The organism is Psychrobacter sp. Arc9 (assembly GCF_041431295.1).
In the GTDB taxonomy this organism is placed as follows: Bacteria; Pseudomonadota; Gammaproteobacteria; order Pseudomonadales; family Moraxellaceae; genus Psychrobacter.
The window spans coordinates 38528-60974 of record NZ_JASMRK010000015.1; the positions used below are offsets into that span (position 1 = coordinate 38528).

Below are 22447 nucleotides of genomic sequence, written 5' to 3' on the forward strand. Positions count from 1 at the left end.
AGACAAAGTAGCCATGTATCAAAGTATCAAAGTATTGAGACTGAATGCTCATAATCGTTAATCATTAAAAAACCAGCTATCATGCTTGTAATAACATGTTAGCTGGTTCTGTAAATAAGTGATGAGATTTATCAGTTAGCAACTGTCGCCTCAAATCCGGCATCATCAATAGCTGAAACAATAGCCTCTGCACTGGTTTTGCTATCATCAAAGGTGATCGTCGCTAGGTTATCAGCGAGGTCAACAGTAATAGTCTCTAATCCATCAATATCGGCTGTTGCCGTATGTACGCTTGCTACGCATCCGCCACAAGTCATACCGTCAATTTTAATAATACGTGTTTGATCTGCCATATTGGGCTCCTTATTTTTATTAGTAATGAGCAACTCTAATAGTGATTCTGTTAATACTTACTTTGACACCTTTTAAGTTATCAAAGTAAGAGCAACTATCAAAGCTACATTAAATAAGCATAAGCCCTATTATCCTCGACAACAAGACTGTTTGGTTGTTGCTTTATTAACGAGATGCTATTAACGAGGCAGTAACTTATTAATAAAAACGTAAAATAGCTCATCGACAAGTTTATAACAATAGTTATTTGTGATTATAAATCGTTATGGTGCGGGTTCTGCGGTGAATCAATCGGAAATGGCTGAGTCACATAATCCACCATACTAATCGCCGCCGTCAAGGCATGGATACTAGTATCTGTATCATCATAACTTACCGTTGCGACATTATGCTTAGGATCCAAATTAATAGCCGTCACGCCTGAGATATTTTTAAGCACAGTCATTACGCTATCTAAGCCTTCTGCATCATCGATATTTTCGATGCTTACTTGTGCCATTTGAATTGCCATTGTATAGCCCTCTTATTACGTACCGTATCAATGAGTATCCAATACTTCAAAACCTTTGACCAAATCATCAATTTGCTTAAGCTGATGCAAGAATGGCTCTAGCTGGCTCATACGCAGCGCACAAGGCCCATCACATTTGGCGGTTTCTGGACTTGGGTGCGCCTCTAAAAACAGCCCTGCCAACCCTGTAGCCATACCTGCACGGGCAAGCGTCGTAATCTGCTCACGACGTCCACCAGCACTATCACTACGTGCACCTGGCTGTTGTAAGCTATGCGTCACATCAAAGAATACCGGTATATCCATCTGCTTCATGGTATCAAAACCAAGCATATCCACGACTAAATTATTATAGCCAAAGGCACTACCGCGCTCACAAAGTATCAATTTATCATTACCACCTTCTAAGCACTTATTGACGATATGACGCATTTCGTGCGGTGCTAAAAACTGCGCCTTTTTGATATTAATAATGGCATCTGTCTTTGCCATCGCATGCACCAAGTCAGTCTGACGCGACAAAAATGCAGGTAGCTGGATAATATCGGCAACTTCAGCGACTGGTGCTGCTTGATGTGGTTCATGCACATCCGTGATAATCGGTACTTGGAATTTTTCTTTGATTTGCCCTAGCCAATCGATACCTTGCTCTAAACCCGGCCCGCGATAAGAATGTAAGCTTGAACGGTTGGCTTTATCAAAGCTGGCTTTAAACACATAGCCGATGCCCAAACGCTGACAGATCTCGACATACTGCTCGGCAATCTCAAACGCCAATTCTTTGGACTCTAAAACATTCATACCACCGAACAATACAAACGGCTGGTCGTTACCAATGTTAATCGTATCGTTGTTAGGAGTGTTGAGCGTGATATGTGATTGTGCGGTCAATAAGTTTTCCATGAAGCCATTACCTCTTATTTTGTTATTAATATCTCTGTCCCATATTGTAACCGATAGGCTGATTAAAAAAAGTATGCAAGCGTAATTAGACGTCATTAATGAGGATGTTGACTCGGTAATAACAACAAACGGCCTGAGTTAAGCAAAAAAAAGACCAATCCGAAGATCAGTCTTTTTTATAATAAACGCTTTCAATATACATTACATTCTGAGAGTTATTTTGCTTCGCTATGGTTCTTCGCCGCTTTTACAAAACTATTAAACAATGGATGACCACCGCGTGGCGAGCTGGTAAATTCAGGATGGAACTGTACGGCGATAAACCAAGGATGGTTAGGAATCTCAACCGACTCAACCAAATGCTGCTTGGCAGAATAGCCTGATATCGTCATACCTGCTTGCTCTAATGGCTCGATATAGCGATTATTCATCTCATAACGATGACGATGACGCTCAGTGATATTGGTTGAACCATAGATTTGCGCAAGCTTACTACCAGCCACCAGTTCCGCTTGCTGCGCGCCTAAACGCATGGTGCCACCGAGGTCTGAATCATCGCTACGAATCTGCAATTCGCCGCGCTCATCCAACCACTCGGTAATCAAACCGATGATAGGCTCAGCGGTCTTACGATCAAACTCAGAAGAGTTGGCATTAATATTAAGTACGTTACGGGCATATTCAATCACCGCCAACTGCATACCCAGACAGATACCCAGATACGGCACTTTATTTTCGCGGGCGTAAGTGATGGCTCTCATTTTACCAGTGGTACCGCGCTCACCAAAACCACCTGGGACCAAAATCGCATCGGCGTCGTTTAGACGCGCATACAGCTCATCGTCCGTCTCTAGTAGCTCAGCATCGATATAGTCAATTTTGACATCTGACTGATGCACGATACCGGCATGTAGCAACGCTTCGTTGATCGACTTATAAGCGTCTGGTAACTCGACATATTTGCCGACCATCGCAACCGTCACTACCGCTTGAGGGTTGAGCTGGGCTTCGACCACTTTGTCCCAATCGCTCAAATCCGCTTCAGGGACGTCAAGACCAAAACGCTCACAGATGAGATCGTCAAGATCTTGCTCATGTAGGGTGCGCGGGATTTGATAGATGCTTTGGGCATCTTCACACATGATGACTGCGCGCTCTTCGACATTGGTAAACAGCGCAATCTTGCGGCGGTTGTCTTGCGAGATATGGTGGTCAGAGCGGCAGATCAAGATATCTGGCTGCAGACCGATAGAACGTAACTCTTTTACCGAATGCTGGGTAGGTTTGGTTTTGGTTTCACCTGCACTAGCGATATAAGGCACCAGCGTTAGATGCATGAGCATAGCGCGATTGCGTCCAAGCTCTACTTGCATTTGGCGTACCGCTTCCATAAAAGGAAGTGACTCGATATCACCGACCGTACCGCCAATCTCGATAATGGCGATATCATAGCCTTCGCCACTGGCAAGAATTTTACTTTTGATTTCATCAGTGATATGCGGAATCACCTGTACCGTACCACCCAAATATTCACCGCGGCGCTCTTTATTCAAAACGTTTTGATAGATACGACCACTGGTAAAGTTATTGCTCTTACTCATCTTAGAGTGGCGTAAGAAGCGCTCATAATAGCCCAAATCCAAATCGGTCTCAGCGCCATCTTCGGTGACGAACACTTCGCCATGCTGGAACGGACTCATCGTACCTGGATCGACGTTGATATACGGATCCATTTTGGTCATCGTCACGCTCACGCCACGTGCTTCAAGGACTGCGGCAAGAGAGGCTGCGGTAATACCTTTTCCTAGTGAGGACACTACCCCACCGGTCACAAATATAAACTTGGTCATAGTACTCTGTCGGTAATTGGTAAAGAAGGATTTTACTAAAAATACGCTACAAAATATAGGGCAAAAGCGCAAACTCTTTAAAACACTCAGTTTTTAACGCTTAATTGTCATAAGTGCGTAATCATCGTAAATACGTAGCTATTATAACCCACTGCGGCTTTAAAAAGGTCACAACAAAAAAACTCACCCCGAAGGATGAGTTTTTTATAATACGTTTTCTAATGTTTAGATTAGAATTTGTATTCAATACCCGTACCTACAATCAAGTCATCTTTGTTATTGTCACGGCTGATTTGCCCTGCATAAATATGACCCGTGGTCGCTTTATTGAATGCATATTCTCCACCAACTGCGATTTCATTTACATCAGCATCTTTTACGCCTTTTTCGTCAGTGGTATTAACATACTGTGCTTTAACTGCCCAAGGTGTTGCACCAACTTTATATTTACCACTAATTAGCCAAGATTTTTCATCTTCACTGGCTTTGTTAACGCGGTTGTTGTTAACGATGCTATAATTATCGTAGTATTGGCTTTGTTGGTATAGAGCACCTAAAGTTAAGCCCGAAACCATATTCATTTTGCCCATATCTAAACCAGCAACCAAACGCCACGTATTATCAATCACGCCAGTATTTACATTGTTAGCACCCATGTCTTTGTCATAAGCACCGGCTAGATAAACACCATTTTTGTCATAGGCTAATAAAGCAGAATAACCGTTATCTTTTACTTTTCTATCACGATAGACTGCAGGCTTCGTACCAGATGCTGCGGAAACGAGAATATCACCGTCGGCATCAGTTTCTGATAATGCGGTAGCTGCCATAAAACTCACTGGCATACCGACAATAACAGGTGATTGATAGGCCACCATATTGTTAGCACGGTATTCACCTGAAACACCCGCATTTTTAATATCAAATAAGCTATCATTAAACACGTCAACTTTGTTTTGTGCAAGTTTCAATGGGGTATCATGGCGTCCCGCTAGTACAGTACCTAAAGTGTTGTGGGCTAAGCCTACATAAGTATTACGTGATCTAAACTGTTGGCTATCGTCATCAACATCAATACCATATTCCAATTGATAGACTAATTTAGTGGTATCAGTTAAATCGTCGTCACCTTTAAAACCGATACGTGATTGATTAGAGTTAAGTTTAAATGTATCTTCATCTGTCTTGTTAGCTGCATCGTAGTCTGTACTAACATAATCTAAGGTTAAAAATGCTTTACCATATACAGTTGGAGCAGCATGGGCAGCAGAAACTGAAAGTGCAGCGACGGCTGTGGCTAAAAGTAATTTTTTCAAAGGATATCTCCACTTTACGATTTGAGTGATAAATTGGCTAAGATTGGCCGATATATATAATGGCAGGGTGACTACCCTATAGAACATTTATATATATGAGCTAGAAGCATTACTTAGACACAACTTTACCAACCAAATATTACAGTAAGGTGAAAAAACCAAAATTTACACAAATGTTATTATTAATTTTACGGATTCTGTTATTTAAGACACGCTGTTGTTCAAGACACAGTATTGATTACAAAACAAAAAAACCCACCCCGAAGGATGAGTTTTTTATTTAGATTCTAATGGTTAGATTAGAATAAGTATTCTAGACCGCCACCGATAGCGAGTACATCAATATCACCACGTAAGTCGATTTTATTAACATTGCCGTCTTCGTCTCTCGAACCAAAACGACCATTGTTTAATTCCGCTGAATTTAGACCAGCATAGGCATGAGCGATCATATTATTTTTAAACGCATATTTGCCACCTACAACGACTTGATTTGAGTCATTATTCTCAAGACCACTGATATTGTCGGTTTTGTCATACTGAATATAAACAGAGGCTGGACGGGCAAAATTCGAAAGACCCATTTCAGCACTCACCACTAAACCGTCCTCTGTTGCAGTAGTAGTACCGGCATAGTCAGCTTCTTGATATAGAACGCCTAACTTTACAGGAGCTGCGATATATTTACCTAAATCGACGCTAGCACTGCCACGGATAATATCACCACTAACACTCATGTCTTGCTCATAAGCAATACCAGCGGTAATGCCTGTACCTGGATCAAACATCAATGAGGCACCATAGCCTGCGTCACGATCACTCTCAGATATAAAGTCTTCATCAGCACCATACATCAGCGCAAGCGCTAATGGTAGGTCATTGTATTTAGGCGCTTTCCAAACGATTGAATTATTGATACGGTTACCAACGGTCGGGGTCAAAATATTAGCAAAGCTGTCGTTGTTGTTCAGAGTACTAGAGCCAAGATTATCCCAATAACCTTCATTAACTGATACGTTATTGATATAGTCAATGACTGTGTAGTTACGACCAAAGCGGAATTCACCGAAGTCTTTATTTTTTAAACCTAAATAAGTATCACGACTTTTGAAGCCAATGTTATCGCTACCACTATCATCAACTTGAACGCCGTACTCTAATTGGTAAATTACGTCAGTGTTGGCCGTTATCGCTTCAGAGCCTCTGAAGCCTAAACGTGAAAGCTTAGAATTAACTTGTAATGAACCGTTGTCTTCATTAATTCTGTTATTATTATCCATATTCTGACCATCAATTTCAGCATTAACGTAATCAGTAGTAACGAATACTTTACCATAAACGGTAGGTGCTGCCTGTGCTGCAGATACAGATAGAGCAGCAACGGCTGTAGCTAAAAGTAGTTTTTTCATGGGGGTATCTCCACTTTACAATTTTAGTAATGAGCGAGCTATTATTAGCCGGTGCCCAAAATGGTATCGTCACAAATCCTCAAAGATATAATGTGTAACTGGCTACCGAGATTAGTCAGAAACAAGTGTGGCGAATTTCTATTACAGTAAGGTAAAAAACCATGACACACATGACTGGGATTAAACAACGCAACTGCCATGTAACGTTTGGTCTTTATTGCTCCGTGCGTAACATCCGTTACCAAACTCATACTTCGAGTACAAGCATAACAACTTTGACATAATTTGCAACATATTTTTTTGCCTTTTCGATACATCTATTATCAAATAACAGATACTTTATTTTACTTGAACGATTGTTAAAAAACTTCCACTTACTCAATTAGATACAAATAATATTGGTTAATATGATTACTAATATTCTTAAATTTTTATAATAAACATCGAAAAATAGTCCAAAATAAAGCGCTATTTACTAAAAAATAAATAGCGCTAATTAAGAAGTTAATAATCCATTTGAGCAAATTTATCAGTTACAAATAAGCAAGACTGACTGGCATACTTGCTCATCAAGTATGCTCAAATACCTGTCATATTTAGTCTATTGTTCTAAGCGTTGGCTTTAAGATCCAAACGTGCTTGATGCAACAATGGTTCAGTATAACCACTAGGCTGCGCGCGTCCTTTGAATACTAGATCACAGGCGGCTTTGAATGCATAAGAGCTATCAAAGTTATCTGCCATTGATTGATAGTCATCATCGCCTGCATTTTGCTCATCAACGACCTTGGCCATGCGTTTCATCGTATCCATCACTTGCTGCTCACTAACCACGCCATGATGCAACCAGTTGGCAATATGTTGGCTTGAGATACGCAAAGTAGCACGATCTTCCATGAGACCTACATCGTTGATATCAGGCACCTTGGAGCAACCAACGCCTTGATTTACCCAGCGTACGACATAACCCAAGATACCTTGAGCATTGTTTTCAAGCTCTTGCTGCTTTTCTTCGTCAGTCCAGTCGGTATTTTTTGCTAATGGGATGGTCAAGATGTCGTCCAAGCTAGCGCGCTCGCGTGATTTTAGCGTGTCTTGTACATCAGCTACGCTGACTTGATGATAGTGTATGCTATGCAAGGTAGCGCCCGTTGGTGATGGTACCCATGCAGTGCTAGCACCAGACTTAGGATGAGCAGCCTTAGTATCCATCATCTCTTTCATTTCATCAGGCTTAGCCCACATACCCTTACCAATTTGCGCACGGCCTTGTAGGCCTGTCTCTAGACCGATATCGACGTTCCACTGCTCGTAAGCAGGCTGCCATGCTTGCGATTTCATCTCGCCTTTTGGTACAAATGGACCTGCATTCATGCTGGTATGCATCTCATCACCAGTACGGTCTAAGAAACCTGTGTTAATAAAGATAACGCGCTCTTTGGCTTGGCGGATTGCTTCCTTTAAGTTGACCGTCATACGGCGCTCTTCATCCATGATACCGATTTTGAGCGTATTGCGCTCTAGACCTAGCAAGTCCTCTGACGCATTAAATAAGTCATTGGCCATTTTAACTTCTTCAGGGCCATGCATTTTTGGCTTCACAATATACATTGAGCCTTGACGTGAGTTTGATAGCTCGTTTTTGCCTTTGATATCATTAAGTGATAATAGTGGCGTGATTAAGCCATCCATTAAGCCTTCAAATATCTGCTCTTGACCATCGCCTAGATCGACTAAGATGGCAGGGTTCTGCATTAAGTGACCGACGTTACGAATTAATAGTAGCGAGCGACCTGGTAGGATAAGTGCGCCGCCATCTGGCGTGGTGTATTCGCGGTCTGGGTTTTGTTTACGCGTACGAGTTTTGCCGCCTTTTTCAAAGGTTTCTTGTAGGTCGCTATTCATTAAGCCAAGCCAATTACGATAGACTTCGACTTTTTCTTCTGCATCTACAGCAGCGACTGAGTCTTCACAATCCTGAATGGCTGTCATAGCCGACTCAAGCAGTACGTCCTTGATGTTTGCTGGATCGTCTTTACCCACTGGATGATTACTATCGATTTGAATCTCAGCATGCAAGCCGTTGTTCTTTAACAGCACACCTGTAGGAGCTTCAGCGTCACCAACAAAACCTGCAAACTGAGCGGCATCTTTTAATTCAGTACTGCTATCGCCTTGTACGACTTCTAGCTTGCCATCGATTACTTTAAAACCAGTCACATCATTGTAAGAGCCTGATGCTAGTGTGAAATGCTCATCTAAAAATGCTTTAGCGTAAGCCACAACAGCAGCACCGCGAGTAGGATTATAGCTACCACCCGCTTCTTGACCATTGTCACTGCTGATAACATCGGTGCCATACAAAGCATCGTATAAGCTACCCCAACGTGCGTTGGTCGCATTAAGCGCATAACGAGCATTACGAACTGGTACGACTAGCTGCGGCCCTGCGATGTGCGCGATTTCGTCATCGACGTTTTTGGTATCAACCGTGAATGCTTCGCCTTCAGGTAGCAAATAACCAATTTCTTGTAAAAATGTCTTATAAGCTGGATAGTCGATTTCGCCATCTTTTGCAGGATTATCTAGATGCCATTGGTCAATTTGCGCTTGAATCTTGTCACGAGTCGCAAGCAACGCTTTATTGCGCGGGGTAAACTCTTTAATAACCTTTTCAAAACCTGACCAATAATCATCTGAATCCACACCGACTTTCGGTAGTACTTCGTTTTCAATAAAGTCATATAACTGCTGATCGATGGCAAGACTGCCTTTTTGAATACGATTGGTGTTAGAAGACTGGCTCATATTGTTATCCTTATCTGTTCGTGAGGGGTACTAATACTGAGTTGTGACAGTAACTGTTTAAGATTTTTTAATCTTGTGAGGTTTTAAACGTTCATATCTCATTCATTGTGGAATCTTTGATTCTCTAATTTTTTTACGAAGATATATCTACAAATTTGATGTTCTAGTAAAAGGCAATCTATTGATATCAGGTTTACTCTTTACTAATAGTGAATCATAAAAGTAAGACGAAATGCTTAAATAGCAAAATCTCATCCTACTATCAAATAATAAAATTAACAAGGAAACACCATTCACTAAGTAAATACTTAGGCTGTTTAATAATGATAGTCTATAAGTGGCCTACTCTAGAGGCTATAATCATCATCTGGGAAATAGATGCAGCAATGTTAATATAAACAGTAAGTAATCATTGATACCTTTAATTATGCTTAACCGTTATCTATTAATAAACACCTATTGATGACTGTCAGTTATTTAGCATCGTATCTAGGTCAGACTAACGATATAATTACTGGTATTACCATTCATAAATAAAGTTTTCTTAGACTATGACTATCAATCAACAAGACCTCACGACATTACCATCAACAGTAAATGCTATAGATAACGAGAGTATCGAAAAAAAATCTGTCGAAGAAAATATCTCTCAAACTGTAAATAGTAGTGCTGAATCAGATCTAATCGAAGAAAAACTGCCTGAAGAAGACAGTGTCGATATTACGCATCTGCGCACTCCTATAAAGGTAGACTTATCTCCTGTTTATAATTTTTTAGGGGCTCGAACCACGCAATCTTGGGTAAATGCTGCGATTGAAAACCTACCTATGATCATTCAAGACCATGCTAACTGTGAAAAAAAGGCCGCTGGCACTGCCATGAATTTGATATTTCGTTATGAGTTCTCGTATGACTTGCAGCGTAAACTCGCACAGCTGATACGAGAAGAGATGCTGCACTACGAGCAAGTACTGGGTATCATGAATGAGCGCGGTCAAGAGTGGAAATATCTAAGTGCTGGACGCTATGCTAAGGGTATGTTGAAGCACAAGCGCACTTACGAGCCAGCAGCGATGGTTGATGTATTAATAATTGGCGCATTTATTGAGGCGCGCTCTTGTGAGCGTTTTGCAGCGTTAGCCGAGGTCATCAATGATGAACGTTTAGCAAAATATTATCGTTATCTGCTCAAGTCAGAGAGCCGTCATTTCGAAGATTATCTTGCACTCGCTCAATCATTGTCAGATGAGAATATCGATGAGCGTGTCGCTTTCTTTAAGGAAGTAGAGGCTGAATTAATAAGTAGCCCAGATGCTGAGCTACGTTTCCATAGTGGTACACCTGCTTAAAGCCCATGCCTTACTTAAACATGTCTATCTATACAATGTCGAAAGTAAAAATATAGTAAGCAAAAAAGGCACTGTGTTTGATACGAGTTATATACTCTTACCAAACACAGTGCCTTTTTATCTATATACAAATGCCTATTTATGTACAAATACTAATAGCTACCGATATAGTGAATTCTTACTTTTTATCTTCCATCAATGGACTGTCATACTGTTTGTTACTCTTGGCGACATTATGCGGATCATGATCTTCCGTAGCCTTTTCTGCTGCGGCTGGATTTGCTTTTTGTAATGCATCATCAGGGACAATACCATTATTGTCATCTGCATCTTTTAAGTTATGATCGCTATTGACGCTTTCATTATGTGAGTTATTCATTGTTACTCCCTACTATGATAATTACTCGTCTAACCCAAGAAACACTATATATCTTTTGAGATTTAAACCCATTTAGTCTTTCTCATCAGGATTTAAGATACGGGTTTGTGCGTTATCAATATTGGCATAACGATTTAAATCATTAATACCCTCACTCTTGGGTGCTGCACTACCGACAGTATCTTCATTGATATTGTCATCAAACGCGGTACTTCCCTCTTGATCACGGCGATCTGGTTGACGCGCTGGATTGTCATTATCATTTACATGTTCTGAGTCGACAACAGACTCATCAAAAGTATCAGTTCCTTTGTTCTCAGTAGTATTTCTTTCAATTGCACTATGATCATCAGATCCTAGTACCTTTGTCTTGTCTATTGCTGAGTCTTTGGCTTGCATTATCATATCCTCTTTTTATATTTATAATTTTGTCGATTTGGTTAGCCCGCTGTTAGCTATACTCCTTTACTCATTACCTTTTTGGCTCAAGTCGTAGGCACTTAATTCTGCTGCATTCTTGCCACCTGCTGGAAGATTTTCTTCTTTACGTGGATCAGCATAAACTTCGTCAGTCTCTTGCGAGTCTTGCTCAGGGCCATCAATTTCAGGCTTGTGCTTGCGCCCTGCGTAGCTATCTTTAGGGTTTTCTAACTCATTAGCAGCAGGGTCATCCACGATTACTTTTTCTTCTGTTTCCGTTGCTACTGGTGTTACTGGTTCTTGCATAGTCATGGCGTATCCCTCGCTTTATTATTAATTATTAGGACGATGTTCGATGTTATAGATTACTTATCAGTACGTAGATCATCATCAATAAAAGGCGTTTGCTCTTCTTCACTTAATGATTCAGGGGCGTCGACTTTTTTATTCTCTGCTAAGTTTTTCTCAACTTCCTGACCATTTACCTGTTCTGCAGCTTGTTTTATATCTGAATTGTCATCATTAGTAGTACTCATGGTTTATTTCCTATTATCATGATTTGATTACATGGTTTTAAAACATTAAATCGATATACGTTTTGAACTTGTCCCAACGCCCAAATGAGTAACCAATACTTATCAAGTAGCGTCAGAATTGATATTAATTATAGGTATGACCTTGGGTAATGCACCAGTGTACTGCCGTATCAATATGTGAATAATTGTGAGGTTGCAAGTCAGTTTGTAACTTTTGCAATTGGTGAGCAAAAAAAACCAAGCACCAGTATTTACCAGTGCTTGGTCAGATAGATAATTGAACAGCTGATTATCGCCTAAAGGTGCTTTTACGAATTAGCTAGACTCTTCGACATGATTAATCTTTTTTAGTAAATGCTCTTGTGCGACATGTGGCTCCTCACCTGCTGCTGGCTGTAGCTGCTGCCAAACGCCAGTGCCATCAAGTGTCCACGCTTGCGTATTATCCCGTAAGTAGTTAATCAAGCCATCTTGATAAATCTGTTTAAACAGCTTTTTGTTCTCAATCGGGAACGCCACTTCTACGCGATGGAACAGGTTACGATCCATCCAGTCTGCACTACCGCAGTATAAACGCTCATCGCCATTATTATAGAAATAATAAACGCGCGTATGCTCTAAAAACCGTCCGATAACAGAGCGCACAGTGATGTTTTCAGACAGCCCTTTTACTTGTGGACGTAGACAACACATAGACCGCAGAATTAATTCAATCTTAACGCCTGCCTGCGAGGCATCATATAACTTATCAATGAGGCGGCGCTCAGTGAGCGCATTGGCCTTAATAACGATATGAGCACGTGTGCCCGCTTTGGCATGAGCGATTTCATCATCGATAAAGCTCATCAATTTCTCATGCAAAGTAAACGGTGCATGTAGCAGTTTTTTGAGGTTGGCAGGCTTACCCATGCCGGTTAACTCTTGGAATATTTTATGAACGTCTTCTGAGATATCAGGATCAGCGCTAAACAGACCATAATCTGTGTAGACTTTCGCATTGGCCGCGTGATAGTTACCCGTACCCAAATGGACATAACGGCGGATTCGGTCGTCCTCGCGGCGTACGATTAGCATGAGCTTTGCATGAGTTTTATAACCGACGATACCGTAGACCACGACCGCGCCTGCTTCTTGTAGATAGTTAGCAACTGCAATATTAGACGCTTCATCAAAACGCGCACGCAGCTCAATAACAGCCGTGACTTCTTTACCATTACGAGCGGCAGCTGCAAGTGCCTTGACGATTTCTGAATTGGTGCCTGAACGATATAGCGTTTGTTTAATCGCCAATACTTTGGGATCGCTGGCCGCTTGCCAAAGTAAATTGATAATCGGAGAAAAGGCATGAAAAGGATGATGAACCAACACATCACTTTTACGCATGGCGGCGAACATACTGGTCGATTTATCTGACTTATCCATTTCTCGGCGAAATGCCTTTGGCACGACATGAGTAAATGGCTGATAGCGTAGTGCAGGAATATTAAAGTCAAACAGCAAACGCGTTAGGTTGACGGGGCCATTGACACGGTATAGCTGATTGTCATGCAACTCAAACTCATTGAGCAAATACTCACTGATGTGCGTTGGGCAATCGGTTGTTACTTCAAGACGCACCTTATCACCGAAGCGGCGGTTTTCGAGCTCTCCTTCTAGTGCTTTGGCAATATCTTCGACATCATCGGCCAAATCTAAATCAGCATTACGTGTCAGCCTAAATTGGTGACAGCCTGTCACACTCATGCCAGGGAATAGCTCACCGATATGCTCATGAATGATAGCGGATAGCATCACATGATGCTCTTTGCCACCCGTCAGCTCATCTGGCAAGCGAATTACGCGTGGAAGACTACGCGGCGCAGGCACAATCGCTAAGTTGATATCGCGTCCAAAGGCGTCTTTTCCTTCCAATGTGGCGATAAAGTTTAAGCTTTTATTTACAAGACGCGGGAACGGATGCGCAGGATCAATACTAATCGGTGTCAATACAGGTACGACTTGCTCCGTAAAATAGCGCTTCATCCATGCAGACTGCTCAGCGTTTAGCTCATCACGTTTGAGATAGCGAATATCCTCAAGCGCAAGCGCTGGCAAGATGTCCTCATTGAGAATACGGTACTGCTCACTGATTGCGGCATGAGTGATAATAGATATCTCGTTTAGCACTTCGCTAGGACGCATGCCATGAGCACTGGTCGATACATCACCGATGTTAAGCTTTTGCATGATGCCAGCGACACGAATCTCAAAAAACTCATCGAGATTGGATGAAAAAATAATCAAGAAAAATAAGCGTTCAAGCAGTGGGTGACGCGAACTAGATGCCTGCGCCAATACTCGCAGATGAAACTGTAATAAAGACAAATCACGATTGATATAACTGCTCGGTGAATAGCTGCCATCTTCTGAGCGTTGCCATTCGATTTCTGCTAAATTATTTGGGCTATTATCTATATTGATGTCTTTATTAACATTGTCATTAGCGCCGTCTTCAACATTATTAACGTCAATCATATCGTTAACATCACTACTGCACTGATTACTAGTCATCTCTACCACGTCACTACTCCTTTTGCGTTATCGATACGCCATCATCTTTTATCGTTCTGTCTTTTCTAGGGCATGTCCTAGTTTTATTCGAAATAGCCGAGCCTACAACATTCGATCATATAACCTAACCTAGCCCTAATGATTTATATTTACGAAGCTGCTTGCGGTAATACAGCATTTTTCATGCGTTTTTTGATAATACGTTGCTTGTTACGCAAACGCTTATCACCTTGATTGTCTTCGTAGTACTTTGGATTGGTAAGCATCGCAATCAGAAGTGCTGACTCATCTCGGTTTAGATTGGCCGCAGACTTATCGAAATAATGATGCGCTGCCGCGTCGATACCATAGATACCATTGCCAAACTCCGCCACATTTAGGTAAGCAGTCATAATGCGCTGCTTGTCCCACAAGGTCTCAATCATCACAGTGATGACAGCCTCTTCCGCTTTACGCACATAAGAGCGATGCGAGGTGAGGAACAAGTTCTTTGCCAATTGCTGAGTAATCGTTGAGCCGCCAGCAGACATTTTGCCTGTCTCTTCATTTTTCTTTTGCGCCGCTTTGATACCTTTAAAGTCAAAACCGCTGTGCTGACTAAACGTCGAGTCTTCACTCACAATCGCTGCTTGCTTGGCAGATTTGGCAATCGCATCATATTCAGCCCATGTCTGAGTGACCGTACCGCCCGTTAGTCGATGCGTCAACATAAACATACTGTTGTTAATTGGCTGCGTTTTCCAAATTAATAATAGCCCGACGACCAATATATGGAATGCGACAACCAATAGCATAATTGCCAATAACAGACGTTTGATAAATGTGCCAAAACTTGCCATGCGCGATATCCGAGTGGTTAAAAAAGTAATAAGATAAGATAGATACTCTATTAATGACTATGAGACATCAACTAAGAATCAATGATTGTAAACGGGCCATTTATAGCCAATCATTAACTGCTGAGCATTCGTCATTAATAATGATCAATAGCAGGTCATCTTACCTAATCTCACAATCGCTGTCATTATTTACCCCACTTCTTTATGATGTAATAATAAACCAACTATTTTTTACTTTTTATCAAAATAGCCTAATAGTCAGCATTTTTTGGCATACTTTAAGCTCAGAGATCTCACCATGCATAATAATAGTATAGAAGTATTACGAGCGCGTGTTATCGCCGCAAGTCCACACCTTAGTGTCACTGAAGATAATCCTCAATGGTGGCTACTAGGGACCTCTGGTTGTCATTTGTGTGATATCGCTGAGCAAATACTTGCACAGTTTCAGTCGGTACAGCCAATCACTTACCAAAATGTCGATATTGCAGAATTTGATGAGGCGCTTATGATGGATTTTGCCACGTCTATCCCTGTGATTTTGACTCCATCAAAACGATTAGACTATCCATTTTCAGTCATGGATTTACAGCAACTGTTAGCTCACAACTAACGGCACTTTGTTTTGATGTTATAGAGCTTTTAAATTTCTTATATTAGAATATCTACCGCTAATTTTAGCTAGTATGGTATTTCAATATTTGCTAGACTACTTTTATATTTTGTTTGGTAAATTGATTATACTAATGCTAATGATTTACTGATCAATAATCTCAACTCTCTAATCTTGCACTCTGTTAAATCATATACATACAATTCTCAGCGAAAGCACCTAAGAGCAACTATTAGGGCGTGTTTAACACGCCTTAATAAATATAGTTAGCTGAATGTAAAACTGTTATAGATTTAAACGCGCTACTGGTATAAATTTTACTTGCGTGCTGCGTTCCCAGAGGCTGCGCAAAATTCATCCCAGTAGCGCTATGACATTTTTAGAGTGTATCGACTATAGTAATAACTTAGTATGACTTTAAAACCAGTAAAAAATAAGCTGGTATACACAACAATAAGGACTGTTAATAACAATAAGGACTGTTAATTATGTACACTTTCTTAGCCTTAGCGCCAATTCTCGTTGTATTCATACTACTCATAGTTATGCGCCTGCCAGCTAAGATAGCTATGAGTATTGCCTATTTGGTGACAGCTCTGCTAGCCTTTTTCATTTGGCACGCTAGTGGTGCTCAGGTAGCGGCTGCTACTGTTAATGGGATTATTGTGGCACTTACTATTTTATTCATTGTATTCGCAGCTATTTTACTGCTGAATACGCTGAAAGAAAGCGGCGCTCTTGTCGCCATACGTAAGGGCTTTATGGATATTTCACCTGATAGGCGCGTCCAAGCGATCATTGTGGCATGGTTGTTCTGCTCTTTAGTAGAAGGTTCATCAGGATTCGGAACACCATCTGCAGTGGGTGCTCCGCTGTTGTTGGCTTTAGGCTTTCCAGCGATGGCATCGGTCATGGTTATTCTTATCATTCAATCTACACCCGTATCATTCGGTGCAGTTGGTACGCCTCTACTACTTGGCGTTTGGTCTGGTATTACTGATAAACAAGATTTAGCACAGTCCATTGCCCCTACTACTGCCGAAAATTATTTATTACAGATTACAGCTAACGTAGGCCTTGTACATGCGCTTATTGGGTTTTTGATACCTTTAATTTTAAGTGCTTTTTTGACAAGGTTCTTTGGTGAAAAACGCTCCTTCATAGAAGGGCTTAAAGTATGGCCATTTGCCATTTTTGCAGGTCTTTGCTTTACTATTCCTTATTTTTTGGTTGCTAAATTTCTAGGGCCTGAGTTCCCTTCACTCATTGGCGGTTTCATTGGGTTGTTAATTGTACTTCCCGCTGCTAAGCGTGGTTTTTTGATGCCTAAAGATACTTTTGATTTTGCCCCTCGCGCAAAATGGGACAAAGACTGGCTGGGTACTTTAGACGAGGTAAAATATGATGATTCAGCAACCCCAAAGTTCTCTTTAATTCGTGCATTTTCGCCCTATTTCATTGTGATTGCCTTATTGGTCATAACTCGAGTGATTGCACCACTCAAAGCTTTTCTGGTAGGGGATTTAACAACCATTAGCCTTACTAATCTTTTTGGTACAACAATCTCTAGTAAGATACAGCTCGCCTATTCTCCTGGTAGCATTCTAATTATTACTTCTTTATTATGTATTTTACTGTTCAAAATGAATAGCCAAGCGGTAAAGCGCAGTTGGAGTAACTCGGCAAAGACCATGGTTGCTGCCGCACCAGCTTTGCTATTCTCGGTGCCTATGGTACAAGTATTCATTAATTCAGGCTCAGCCGCTGAAGTCGCTACTGCGCTACCGGCTATGCCAATATTACTGGCTGAAAGTGCTGCCGATGCTTTTCAAAATGCGTGGCCGCTAGTGTCTCCATGGATTGGGGCAATGGGTGCTTTCATCGCCGGTTCAAATACTATTAGCAATATGATGTTTTCATATTTTCAATGGTCAACAGCCAATCAGATCGGACTCAATAGCGACCTTGCAGCACAAGTAATAGCCTTGCAAGCTGTGGGTGGTGCGGCTGGTAACATGATTTCGGTGCATAATGTGGTAGCTGCTTGCGCAGTAGTCGGCTTGGTGGATAAAGAAGGCTATGTGATTCGCAAAACACTGCTAGCGATGATTTATTATGTCGTGCAAGCAGGTTTGATCGGTATGGCTATCATCTTCGGTCAAATATGGTGGTGGGCTTTAGCCGTTCTCTGGCCCATAACATTCTTTGGACTGATGTCTTTTTGTGGCAAATTTTCCCGTAGAAAACTGAATGGACGATAATCAGGCAAGCTGACGCTATTAAACTAGATCTAGTAGCGTTAGGTTAAGGTTGCCTTCTAGTTAAAACATAACAGCAATAAGAGATAAACCTATGAAAGACTTAACTAAAATCACCGAAATCGAAGATCTGCGCCGCGTTGCTGAGCGTAAAGTGCCGCGTATGTTCTATGACTATGTCGATTCAGGCTCGTGGACTGAGACCACCTATCGTAATAACGAGACTGACTTTGACCGTATCAAGCTGCGCCAGCGAGTATTGGTCGATATGGATAACCGCAGTCTGGCAACGAGTATGATCGGTGAGCCAGTCAAGATGCCTGTAGCCATCGCCCCAACGGGGTTTACCGGCATGATGTGGGCAGATGGTGAGATACATGCCGCACGCGCCGCTGAAAAATTCGGCGTGCCCTTTTCACTATCGACCATGAGCATTTGCTCTATCGAAGATGTCGCCACTCATACTAGTAAGCCGTTTTGGTTTCAGCTGTACGTGATGCGCGATCAAGACTTTATGGCCAATCTGATTCGCCGTGCCAAAGAGGCCAATTGCTCAGCACTTATCTTGACCGCCGACTTACAAGTGCTTGGACAACGTCACAAAGATATCAAAAATGGTCTATCCGCACCGCCTAAGCCAACACTAAGCAATATGATCAACCTCATGACCAAGCCGCAATGGTGTATGAATATGCTGGGCACCAAACGTCGCACGTTTGGTAATATCGTCGGTCATGCACAAAATGTTGAGGATCTGTCATCACTCTCTGCTTGGACGGCAGAGCAATTCGATCCGCGTCTGAGCTGGGACGATGTGGCGCGTATCAAAGACATGTGGGGCGGTAAACTTATCATCAAAGGTATCATGGAGCCTGAAGATGCTATTATGGCGGCTCGCAGTGGCGCGGATGCCCTAGTCGTCTCAAACCATGGCGGTCGTCAATTGGATGGCGCGTTATCTTCTATCTCTGCCCTCTCTGACATCGTACAGGCAGTACAAGCCGAAAACAGCGATATCGAGGTATGGCTAGACAGTGGCGTTCGCTCTGGTCAAGATGTACTAAAGGCTATCGCATTAGGCGCAAAAGGCACGATGATCGGTCGCGCTTTTCTCTACGGATTGGGAGCGTATGGTGAAGACGGGGTGCGCCGCGCGCTTGAGATTATCTATAAAGAGTGTGATATATCTATGGCATTCTGTGGTCATACCGATATCAATACTGTCACGGATAATATCTTGGTAAAAGGCACGTATGAAAACCTCAAAGTGGGTCGTTTTTAGAGCGGCTGATTGTAGAACAATCAACGTTTAAAACTGGCTATACATAACATAATTTGCTCATACCCTTTATACTGTCTCTATAACATTTTGATGACAGTTAGCCTTTATGACCATTCAACAATTATTAAAAACAGCGCCCGTCACTACCCTGCTATTAGCCTGCTTTATTGGGCTATTTGTCATGCAGATAGTCACTGGCGTCGATGCCAATAACCCGTCAACTGAAGCGTTAGTTAAATGGGGTGCCAACACCTTACCCTTAACGATGATGGATGACCCATGGCGCTTGGCCAGTAGTGCGTTTTTGCACATTGGTCTCATGCATCTACTATTTAATGGCTTTGCCATGTATTTTTTTGGGCAGATTGCCGAGCCGATGTTTGGCTCAGCCAAGTTTTTGGCATTATTTTTACTAGCAGCAGTTGGCGGTAACTTGCTCAATAGCTATATGACGTGGCAAAGTATTTTGGATGGTACGGGACAGCCCGGCCTATCAGCGGGAGCTTCTGGTGGTATCATGGGTATCGGTGCGGCGTTACTGATCGCTGCCCTGTTTAAAATATCGGTCAATGGCATGGTGCTTAACCTCAAAAGCCTGATATTTATTATGGGCATCAACCTCGTCTATGGGTTTGCCGTACCGGGTATCGATAATGCTGGTCATATCGGCGGCGCGATCACAGGGCTTGTTATTGCCTTAGCTTTTGCGATTGGTTACCGTCAGCGTCTCGCGGTCGCTATGCAAAATGTCGCATCTGAGCAAGCGCAGCGTCTCCAGCCTTATCAAACCAACTATTCATACAGCGCTCACGACACCCCATCATATAACAGTCATTATAGTGGACAGTATAAAGACCAACACGATAACCAAAGCCGTTATGATGCTACTCCTCTCGATCAATCACCTCACTTTGCTGCCAATTCAACTGAGCAAGATACTGCGGTTGCAAACAATGAAACGAATACATCAGACATATATGCCGAAAGCATTACTGCTAACAACTCACCGTTAAGTCACGAAGCTGTTCATCATAATAGTATTGAACCCGAAGCACTTAAAAAACCTTCCATTATTTGGCAACTATTACCATGGTTTGCGATGTTACTTATTAGCATTGGTTTTGTCTGGTGGTGGCAAGATATTCACCAGCAATTACTGCAAGTACTAAAAGCCATTGAGTAAATGCTCATACTTATCTATCATTGCTATATAGCTCCCAAAAACAGCATACTGACCAACATTACTGATTCGTTTTATAGCTTGCCCTTTTGAACACGTTTTGCTTAATCGCACCACTCAGTTATTTATACTCACTTACGAGACCCAATTATGTCAAAACTTGCAGCGCAACCTCACTTCTCTACGCGAGCCATGCTGAGCACGTTAACCGCTACGGCATTACTCAGTGTGTCTAGCCTGTCTAGTGCCATCCCTTTTCTTAATAAAAACCTACCGACTGACAAAGACGCCGAATTGAGCGTTGGGGTCAATGTCATGGCGGTCAAATCAGCCTACGATCTTGAAGACAGCACTGAAGTGCGTGTGCTACCGGGCATTTTTTATGATAATAATAGGATCTATGCGCGCGGTGCTCAAGCGGGTGTGTACTTGATCAATGATGGGGTCAATCAGCTCTCTGCTTACGCGCAGCTCGCAGGGAATTCGTTTGATCCTGATGATGCTAATGGTGCCCTGCAAGGTCTCGATGAGCGCAAACTATCTGCAGAAGCAGGTATAAGCTACCAGCGTCGTACGGCTATCGGTGGCATTCGCGCGCAGATAGGTGCTGATGTGTTAGATCGTAGTGGCGGCAACACGGCTCGCCTGACCTATCTTTCTAGAATTACTAAAGGCAAGCTAACGGTCTATCCAAGTATTGGCTTTGAATATCATGATGCTGACTACAACGAATACTACTATGGTGTCAGTGAAAAAGAGTCAGCAGAGACAGGCGTTGATGCGTATAAATCTAACTCAAGCCTGAACCCGTATATCAACATCAGTGCCAACTATGACTTTAATGAGCGTTGGGCAGGATTTGCCAATCAAAGCGTAAGCTATGTACCAAATGAGCAGTACGATAGCCCAATGGTCGACTCACGTACTGAAGCGGCAACGACGCTTGGTTTGCTTTATAAGTTTTAATAAAGCTTAGAAGTTTGATAGTAAAAAGACCTTGCCGCGTGATGTGGTAAGGTCTTTTTTTATGACAACTTTAATTGTAAGGTGTGCCTAGCGCACCGATAATATAGCTATTTCTTGAAACTGGTATGTGGGACGCAGCCTAATCTAGAAAATCCTTTTAAATATGTAGTTAAAGATTACTAACTTTGGATTTAGCATCTTTATCTTCTGCAGATTTCCTCGGACCTTCTGGAGTGAGTTGATACAAAGCGTCTAGTTCTTTTGGTTCTGAAATCCCTTTTTTTACTATGAAATTAAGAAGGTCAAACATTTTAGATGCTACGAAATCAAAATCTTCGTCTTTCATTGTTCCTGGATGTACAGCATTATTACCTGTAATGCGTACAGTGTCAGCTACTTTAACAACCATTGGAGGTAAGATGTTTTTAGCAGCAAGACTACGGATATCGTTATTTATATTACTTCCATCCTCACCGAGATGCTTACATAGTTTCTGCAAGCCTAATCTTAGTAAAGCTGCTGCTCCACGAGGCGACTTTGAGAATATTCTCGCTGCCTCAACGTAATCAGTTTTTACATCTTCAGGCATATCATCTTCAGGTAGAGCTGCTACACCGTTATCTGGAAATAAAAGTTCTGTTTCTTCAGGTTTTTTCCCGAACTGTGTCGTCCTATATTTGGTAACTCTCCATAGACTAGGTTCACTACAATACGAACAAAGCGACTCATAATAGTTACTAGAGCGTGTACCATTAGATAACCTTGACCAAGACATATGGGCATAAGTTCCACATAAAGGACAGTGAAAACCATCTTTATTAAATTCTGGTGCAATAAATTTCATTATTACTAGGGCGTGTCTTCAATTCATCTTACAATGAACGATAGTACACGCCAGATAAAGCATTGACTTAAAATTACGCG

Annotated in this window: 20 protein-coding genes; 6 read left to right on the plus strand and 14 right to left on the minus strand. The window is 41.9% G+C overall.

The window, feature by feature from the left end; all coding sequences use genetic code 11:
* Positions 1-131 precede the first annotated feature (131 nt).
* The 7 genes from QO187_RS09305 to QO187_RS09335 all read right to left on the minus strand — a co-directional run bounded on the left by QO187_RS09305 (position 132) and on the right by QO187_RS09335 (position 9151).
* A complete protein-coding gene (locus QO187_RS09305) occupies positions 132-353 on the minus strand; it encodes a heavy-metal-associated domain-containing protein (RefSeq protein ID WP_371548143.1) in 222 nt (73 codons plus the stop codon).
* Between the two features lie 254 nt (positions 354-607).
* Positions 608-865, minus strand: coding sequence for a heavy-metal-associated domain-containing protein (locus QO187_RS09310; protein ID WP_341610138.1), 258 nt, complete (start codon positions 863-865; stop codon positions 608-610).
* Positions 866-892: 27 nt separating this feature from the next.
* A complete protein-coding gene (kdsA, locus tag QO187_RS09315; RefSeq protein WP_371548145.1) occupies positions 893-1768 on the minus strand; it encodes a 3-deoxy-8-phosphooctulonate synthase in 876 nt (291 codons plus the stop codon).
* Positions 1769-1983: 215 nt separating this feature from the next.
* Positions 1984-3618 carry a CTP synthase gene (locus QO187_RS09320; protein ID WP_371548147.1) on the minus strand — a complete coding sequence of 545 codons (1635 nt, stop codon included), beginning with the start codon at positions 3616-3618 and terminating at the stop codon, positions 1984-1986.
* Positions 3619-3848: 230 nt separating this feature from the next.
* Positions 3849-4934: a porin gene (locus QO187_RS09325; RefSeq protein ID WP_371548149.1), complete on the minus strand. Its 1086-nt coding sequence runs from the start codon at positions 4932-4934 to the stop codon at positions 3849-3851.
* A gap of 299 nt (positions 4935-5233) precedes the next feature.
* Positions 5234-6343 carry a porin gene (locus tag QO187_RS09330; RefSeq protein WP_371548151.1) on the minus strand — a complete coding sequence of 370 codons (1110 nt, stop codon included), beginning with the start codon at positions 6341-6343 and terminating at the stop codon, positions 5234-5236.
* A gap of 609 nt (positions 6344-6952) precedes the next feature.
* Positions 6953-9151, minus strand: a complete 2199-nt coding sequence (locus tag QO187_RS09335; RefSeq protein ID WP_371548153.1) for a malate synthase G — start codon at positions 9149-9151, stop codon at positions 6953-6955.
* Between the two features lie 551 nt (positions 9152-9702).
* On the opposite strand from QO187_RS09335, the gene QO187_RS09340 reads away from it, so the two are divergent.
* Positions 9703-10500 (plus strand): tRNA-(ms[2]io[6]A)-hydroxylase, encoded by a 798-nt coding sequence (locus QO187_RS09340; protein ID WP_371548155.1) that lies wholly within the window; start codon positions 9703-9705, stop codon positions 10498-10500.
* A 178-nt stretch (positions 10501-10678) separates the two neighbouring features.
* On the opposite strand, the gene QO187_RS09345 is transcribed toward QO187_RS09340, so the two are convergent.
* From QO187_RS09345 to mtgA, 6 genes are all read right to left on the minus strand, one after another.
* Positions 10679-10879, minus strand: coding sequence for a hypothetical protein (locus QO187_RS09345; RefSeq protein WP_057761189.1), 201 nt, complete (start codon positions 10877-10879; stop codon positions 10679-10681).
* Positions 10880-10951: 72 nt separating this feature from the next.
* On the minus strand, positions 10952-11278 hold the full coding sequence (locus QO187_RS09350; protein WP_102092250.1) for a hypothetical protein: 327 nt from the start codon (positions 11276-11278) through the stop codon (positions 10952-10954).
* A 66-nt stretch (positions 11279-11344) separates the two neighbouring features.
* Entirely contained in the window at positions 11345-11611 is a 267-nt protein-coding gene (locus tag QO187_RS09355) for a hypothetical protein (RefSeq protein WP_102093062.1), read from the minus strand.
* A gap of 53 nt (positions 11612-11664) precedes the next feature.
* A complete protein-coding gene (locus QO187_RS09360; RefSeq protein WP_185156594.1) occupies positions 11665-11835 on the minus strand; it encodes a hypothetical protein in 171 nt (56 codons plus the stop codon).
* 315 nt (positions 11836-12150) lie between these two features.
* On the minus strand, positions 12151-14349 hold the full coding sequence (gene ppk1 / locus QO187_RS09365; protein WP_102093079.1) for a polyphosphate kinase 1: 2199 nt from the start codon (positions 14347-14349) through the stop codon (positions 12151-12153).
* Between the two features lie 185 nt (positions 14350-14534).
* Entirely contained in the window at positions 14535-15224 is a 690-nt protein-coding gene (mtgA, locus tag QO187_RS09370) for a monofunctional biosynthetic peptidoglycan transglycosylase (protein ID WP_102093061.1), read from the minus strand.
* 298 nt (positions 15225-15522) lie between these two features.
* Between mtgA and QO187_RS09375 the strand changes: the two genes are divergently transcribed.
* The 5 genes from QO187_RS09375 to QO187_RS09395 all read left to right on the plus strand — a co-directional run bounded on the left by QO187_RS09375 (position 15523) and on the right by QO187_RS09395 (position 21523).
* Entirely contained in the window at positions 15523-15837 is a 315-nt protein-coding gene (locus QO187_RS09375) for a glutaredoxin family protein (RefSeq protein WP_102093060.1), read from the plus strand.
* Between the two features lie 488 nt (positions 15838-16325).
* Positions 16326-18098, plus strand: a complete 1773-nt coding sequence (locus QO187_RS09380; RefSeq protein WP_101205167.1) for an L-lactate permease — start codon at positions 16326-16328, stop codon at positions 18096-18098.
* A 91-nt stretch (positions 18099-18189) separates the two neighbouring features.
* Positions 18190-19377, plus strand: coding sequence for an alpha-hydroxy acid oxidase (locus QO187_RS09385; RefSeq protein WP_102093059.1), 1188 nt, complete (start codon positions 18190-18192; stop codon positions 19375-19377).
* Positions 19378-19483: 106 nt separating this feature from the next.
* Positions 19484-20560, plus strand: coding sequence for a rhomboid family intramembrane serine protease (locus tag QO187_RS09390; RefSeq protein WP_371548160.1), 1077 nt, complete (start codon positions 19484-19486; stop codon positions 20558-20560).
* A gap of 147 nt (positions 20561-20707) precedes the next feature.
* Positions 20708-21523, plus strand: coding sequence for a MipA/OmpV family protein (locus QO187_RS09395; RefSeq protein ID WP_371548162.1), 816 nt, complete (start codon positions 20708-20710; stop codon positions 21521-21523).
* Positions 21524-21692: 169 nt separating this feature from the next.
* On the opposite strand, the gene QO187_RS09400 is transcribed toward QO187_RS09395, so the two are convergent.
* Complete coding sequence (locus tag QO187_RS09400; protein WP_371548164.1) at positions 21693-22367, minus strand: DUF4145 domain-containing protein; 675 nt, start codon at positions 22365-22367, stop codon at positions 21693-21695.
* Positions 22368-22447: the final 80 nt, after the last annotated feature.

Bases quoted from the DNA above. Each gene is read 5' to 3' on its own strand.
- mtgA (WP_102093061.1), bottom strand. From the start codon at position 15,224: ATGGCAAGTTTTGGCACATTTATCAAACGTCTGTTATTGGCAATTATG.
- QO187_RS09340 (WP_371548155.1), top strand. From the start codon at position 9,703: ATGACTATCAATCAACAAGACCTCACGACATTACCATCAACAGTAAAT.
- QO187_RS09360 (WP_185156594.1), bottom strand. From the start codon at position 11,835: ATGAGTACTACTAATGATGACAATTCAGATATAAAACAAGCTGCAGAA.
- QO187_RS09390 (WP_371548160.1), top strand. From the start codon at position 19,484: ATGACCATTCAACAATTATTAAAAACAGCGCCCGTCACTACCCTGCTA.
- QO187_RS09335 (WP_371548153.1), bottom strand. From the start codon at position 9,151: ATGAGCCAGTCTTCTAACACCAATCGTATTCAAAAAGGCAGTCTTGCC.
- QO187_RS09330 (WP_371548151.1), bottom strand. From the start codon at position 6,343: ATGAAAAAACTACTTTTAGCTACAGCCGTTGCTGCTCTATCTGTATCT.
- QO187_RS09355 (WP_102093062.1), bottom strand. From the start codon at position 11,611: ATGACTATGCAAGAACCAGTAACACCAGTAGCAACGGAAACAGAAGAA.
- QO187_RS09375 (WP_102093060.1), top strand. From the start codon at position 15,523: ATGCATAATAATAGTATAGAAGTATTACGAGCGCGTGTTATCGCCGCA.
- QO187_RS09350 (WP_102092250.1), bottom strand. From the start codon at position 11,278: ATGCAAGCCAAAGACTCAGCAATAGACAAGACAAAGGTACTAGGATCT.
- QO187_RS09345 (WP_057761189.1), bottom strand. From the start codon at position 10,879: ATGAATAACTCACATAATGAAAGCGTCAATAGCGATCATAACTTAAAA.
- QO187_RS09400 (WP_371548164.1), bottom strand. From the start codon at position 22,367: ATGAAATTTATTGCACCAGAATTTAATAAAGATGGTTTTCACTGTCCT.
- kdsA (WP_371548145.1), bottom strand. From the start codon at position 1,768: ATGGAAAACTTATTGACCGCACAATCACATATCACGCTCAACACTCCT.
- QO187_RS09310 (WP_341610138.1), bottom strand. From the start codon at position 865: ATGGCAATTCAAATGGCACAAGTAAGCATCGAAAATATCGATGATGCA.
- ppk1 (WP_102093079.1), bottom strand. From the start codon at position 14,349: ATGATTGACGTTAATAATGTTGAAGACGGCGCTAATGACAATGTTAAT.
- QO187_RS09395 (WP_371548162.1), top strand. From the start codon at position 20,708: ATGTCAAAACTTGCAGCGCAACCTCACTTCTCTACGCGAGCCATGCTG.
- QO187_RS09385 (WP_102093059.1), top strand. From the start codon at position 18,190: ATGAAAGACTTAACTAAAATCACCGAAATCGAAGATCTGCGCCGCGTT.
- QO187_RS09305 (WP_371548143.1), bottom strand. From the start codon at position 353: ATGGCAGATCAAACACGTATTATTAAAATTGACGGTATGACTTGTGGC.
- QO187_RS09320 (WP_371548147.1), bottom strand. From the start codon at position 3,618: ATGACCAAGTTTATATTTGTGACCGGTGGGGTAGTGTCCTCACTAGGA.
- QO187_RS09380 (WP_101205167.1), top strand. From the start codon at position 16,326: ATGTACACTTTCTTAGCCTTAGCGCCAATTCTCGTTGTATTCATACTA.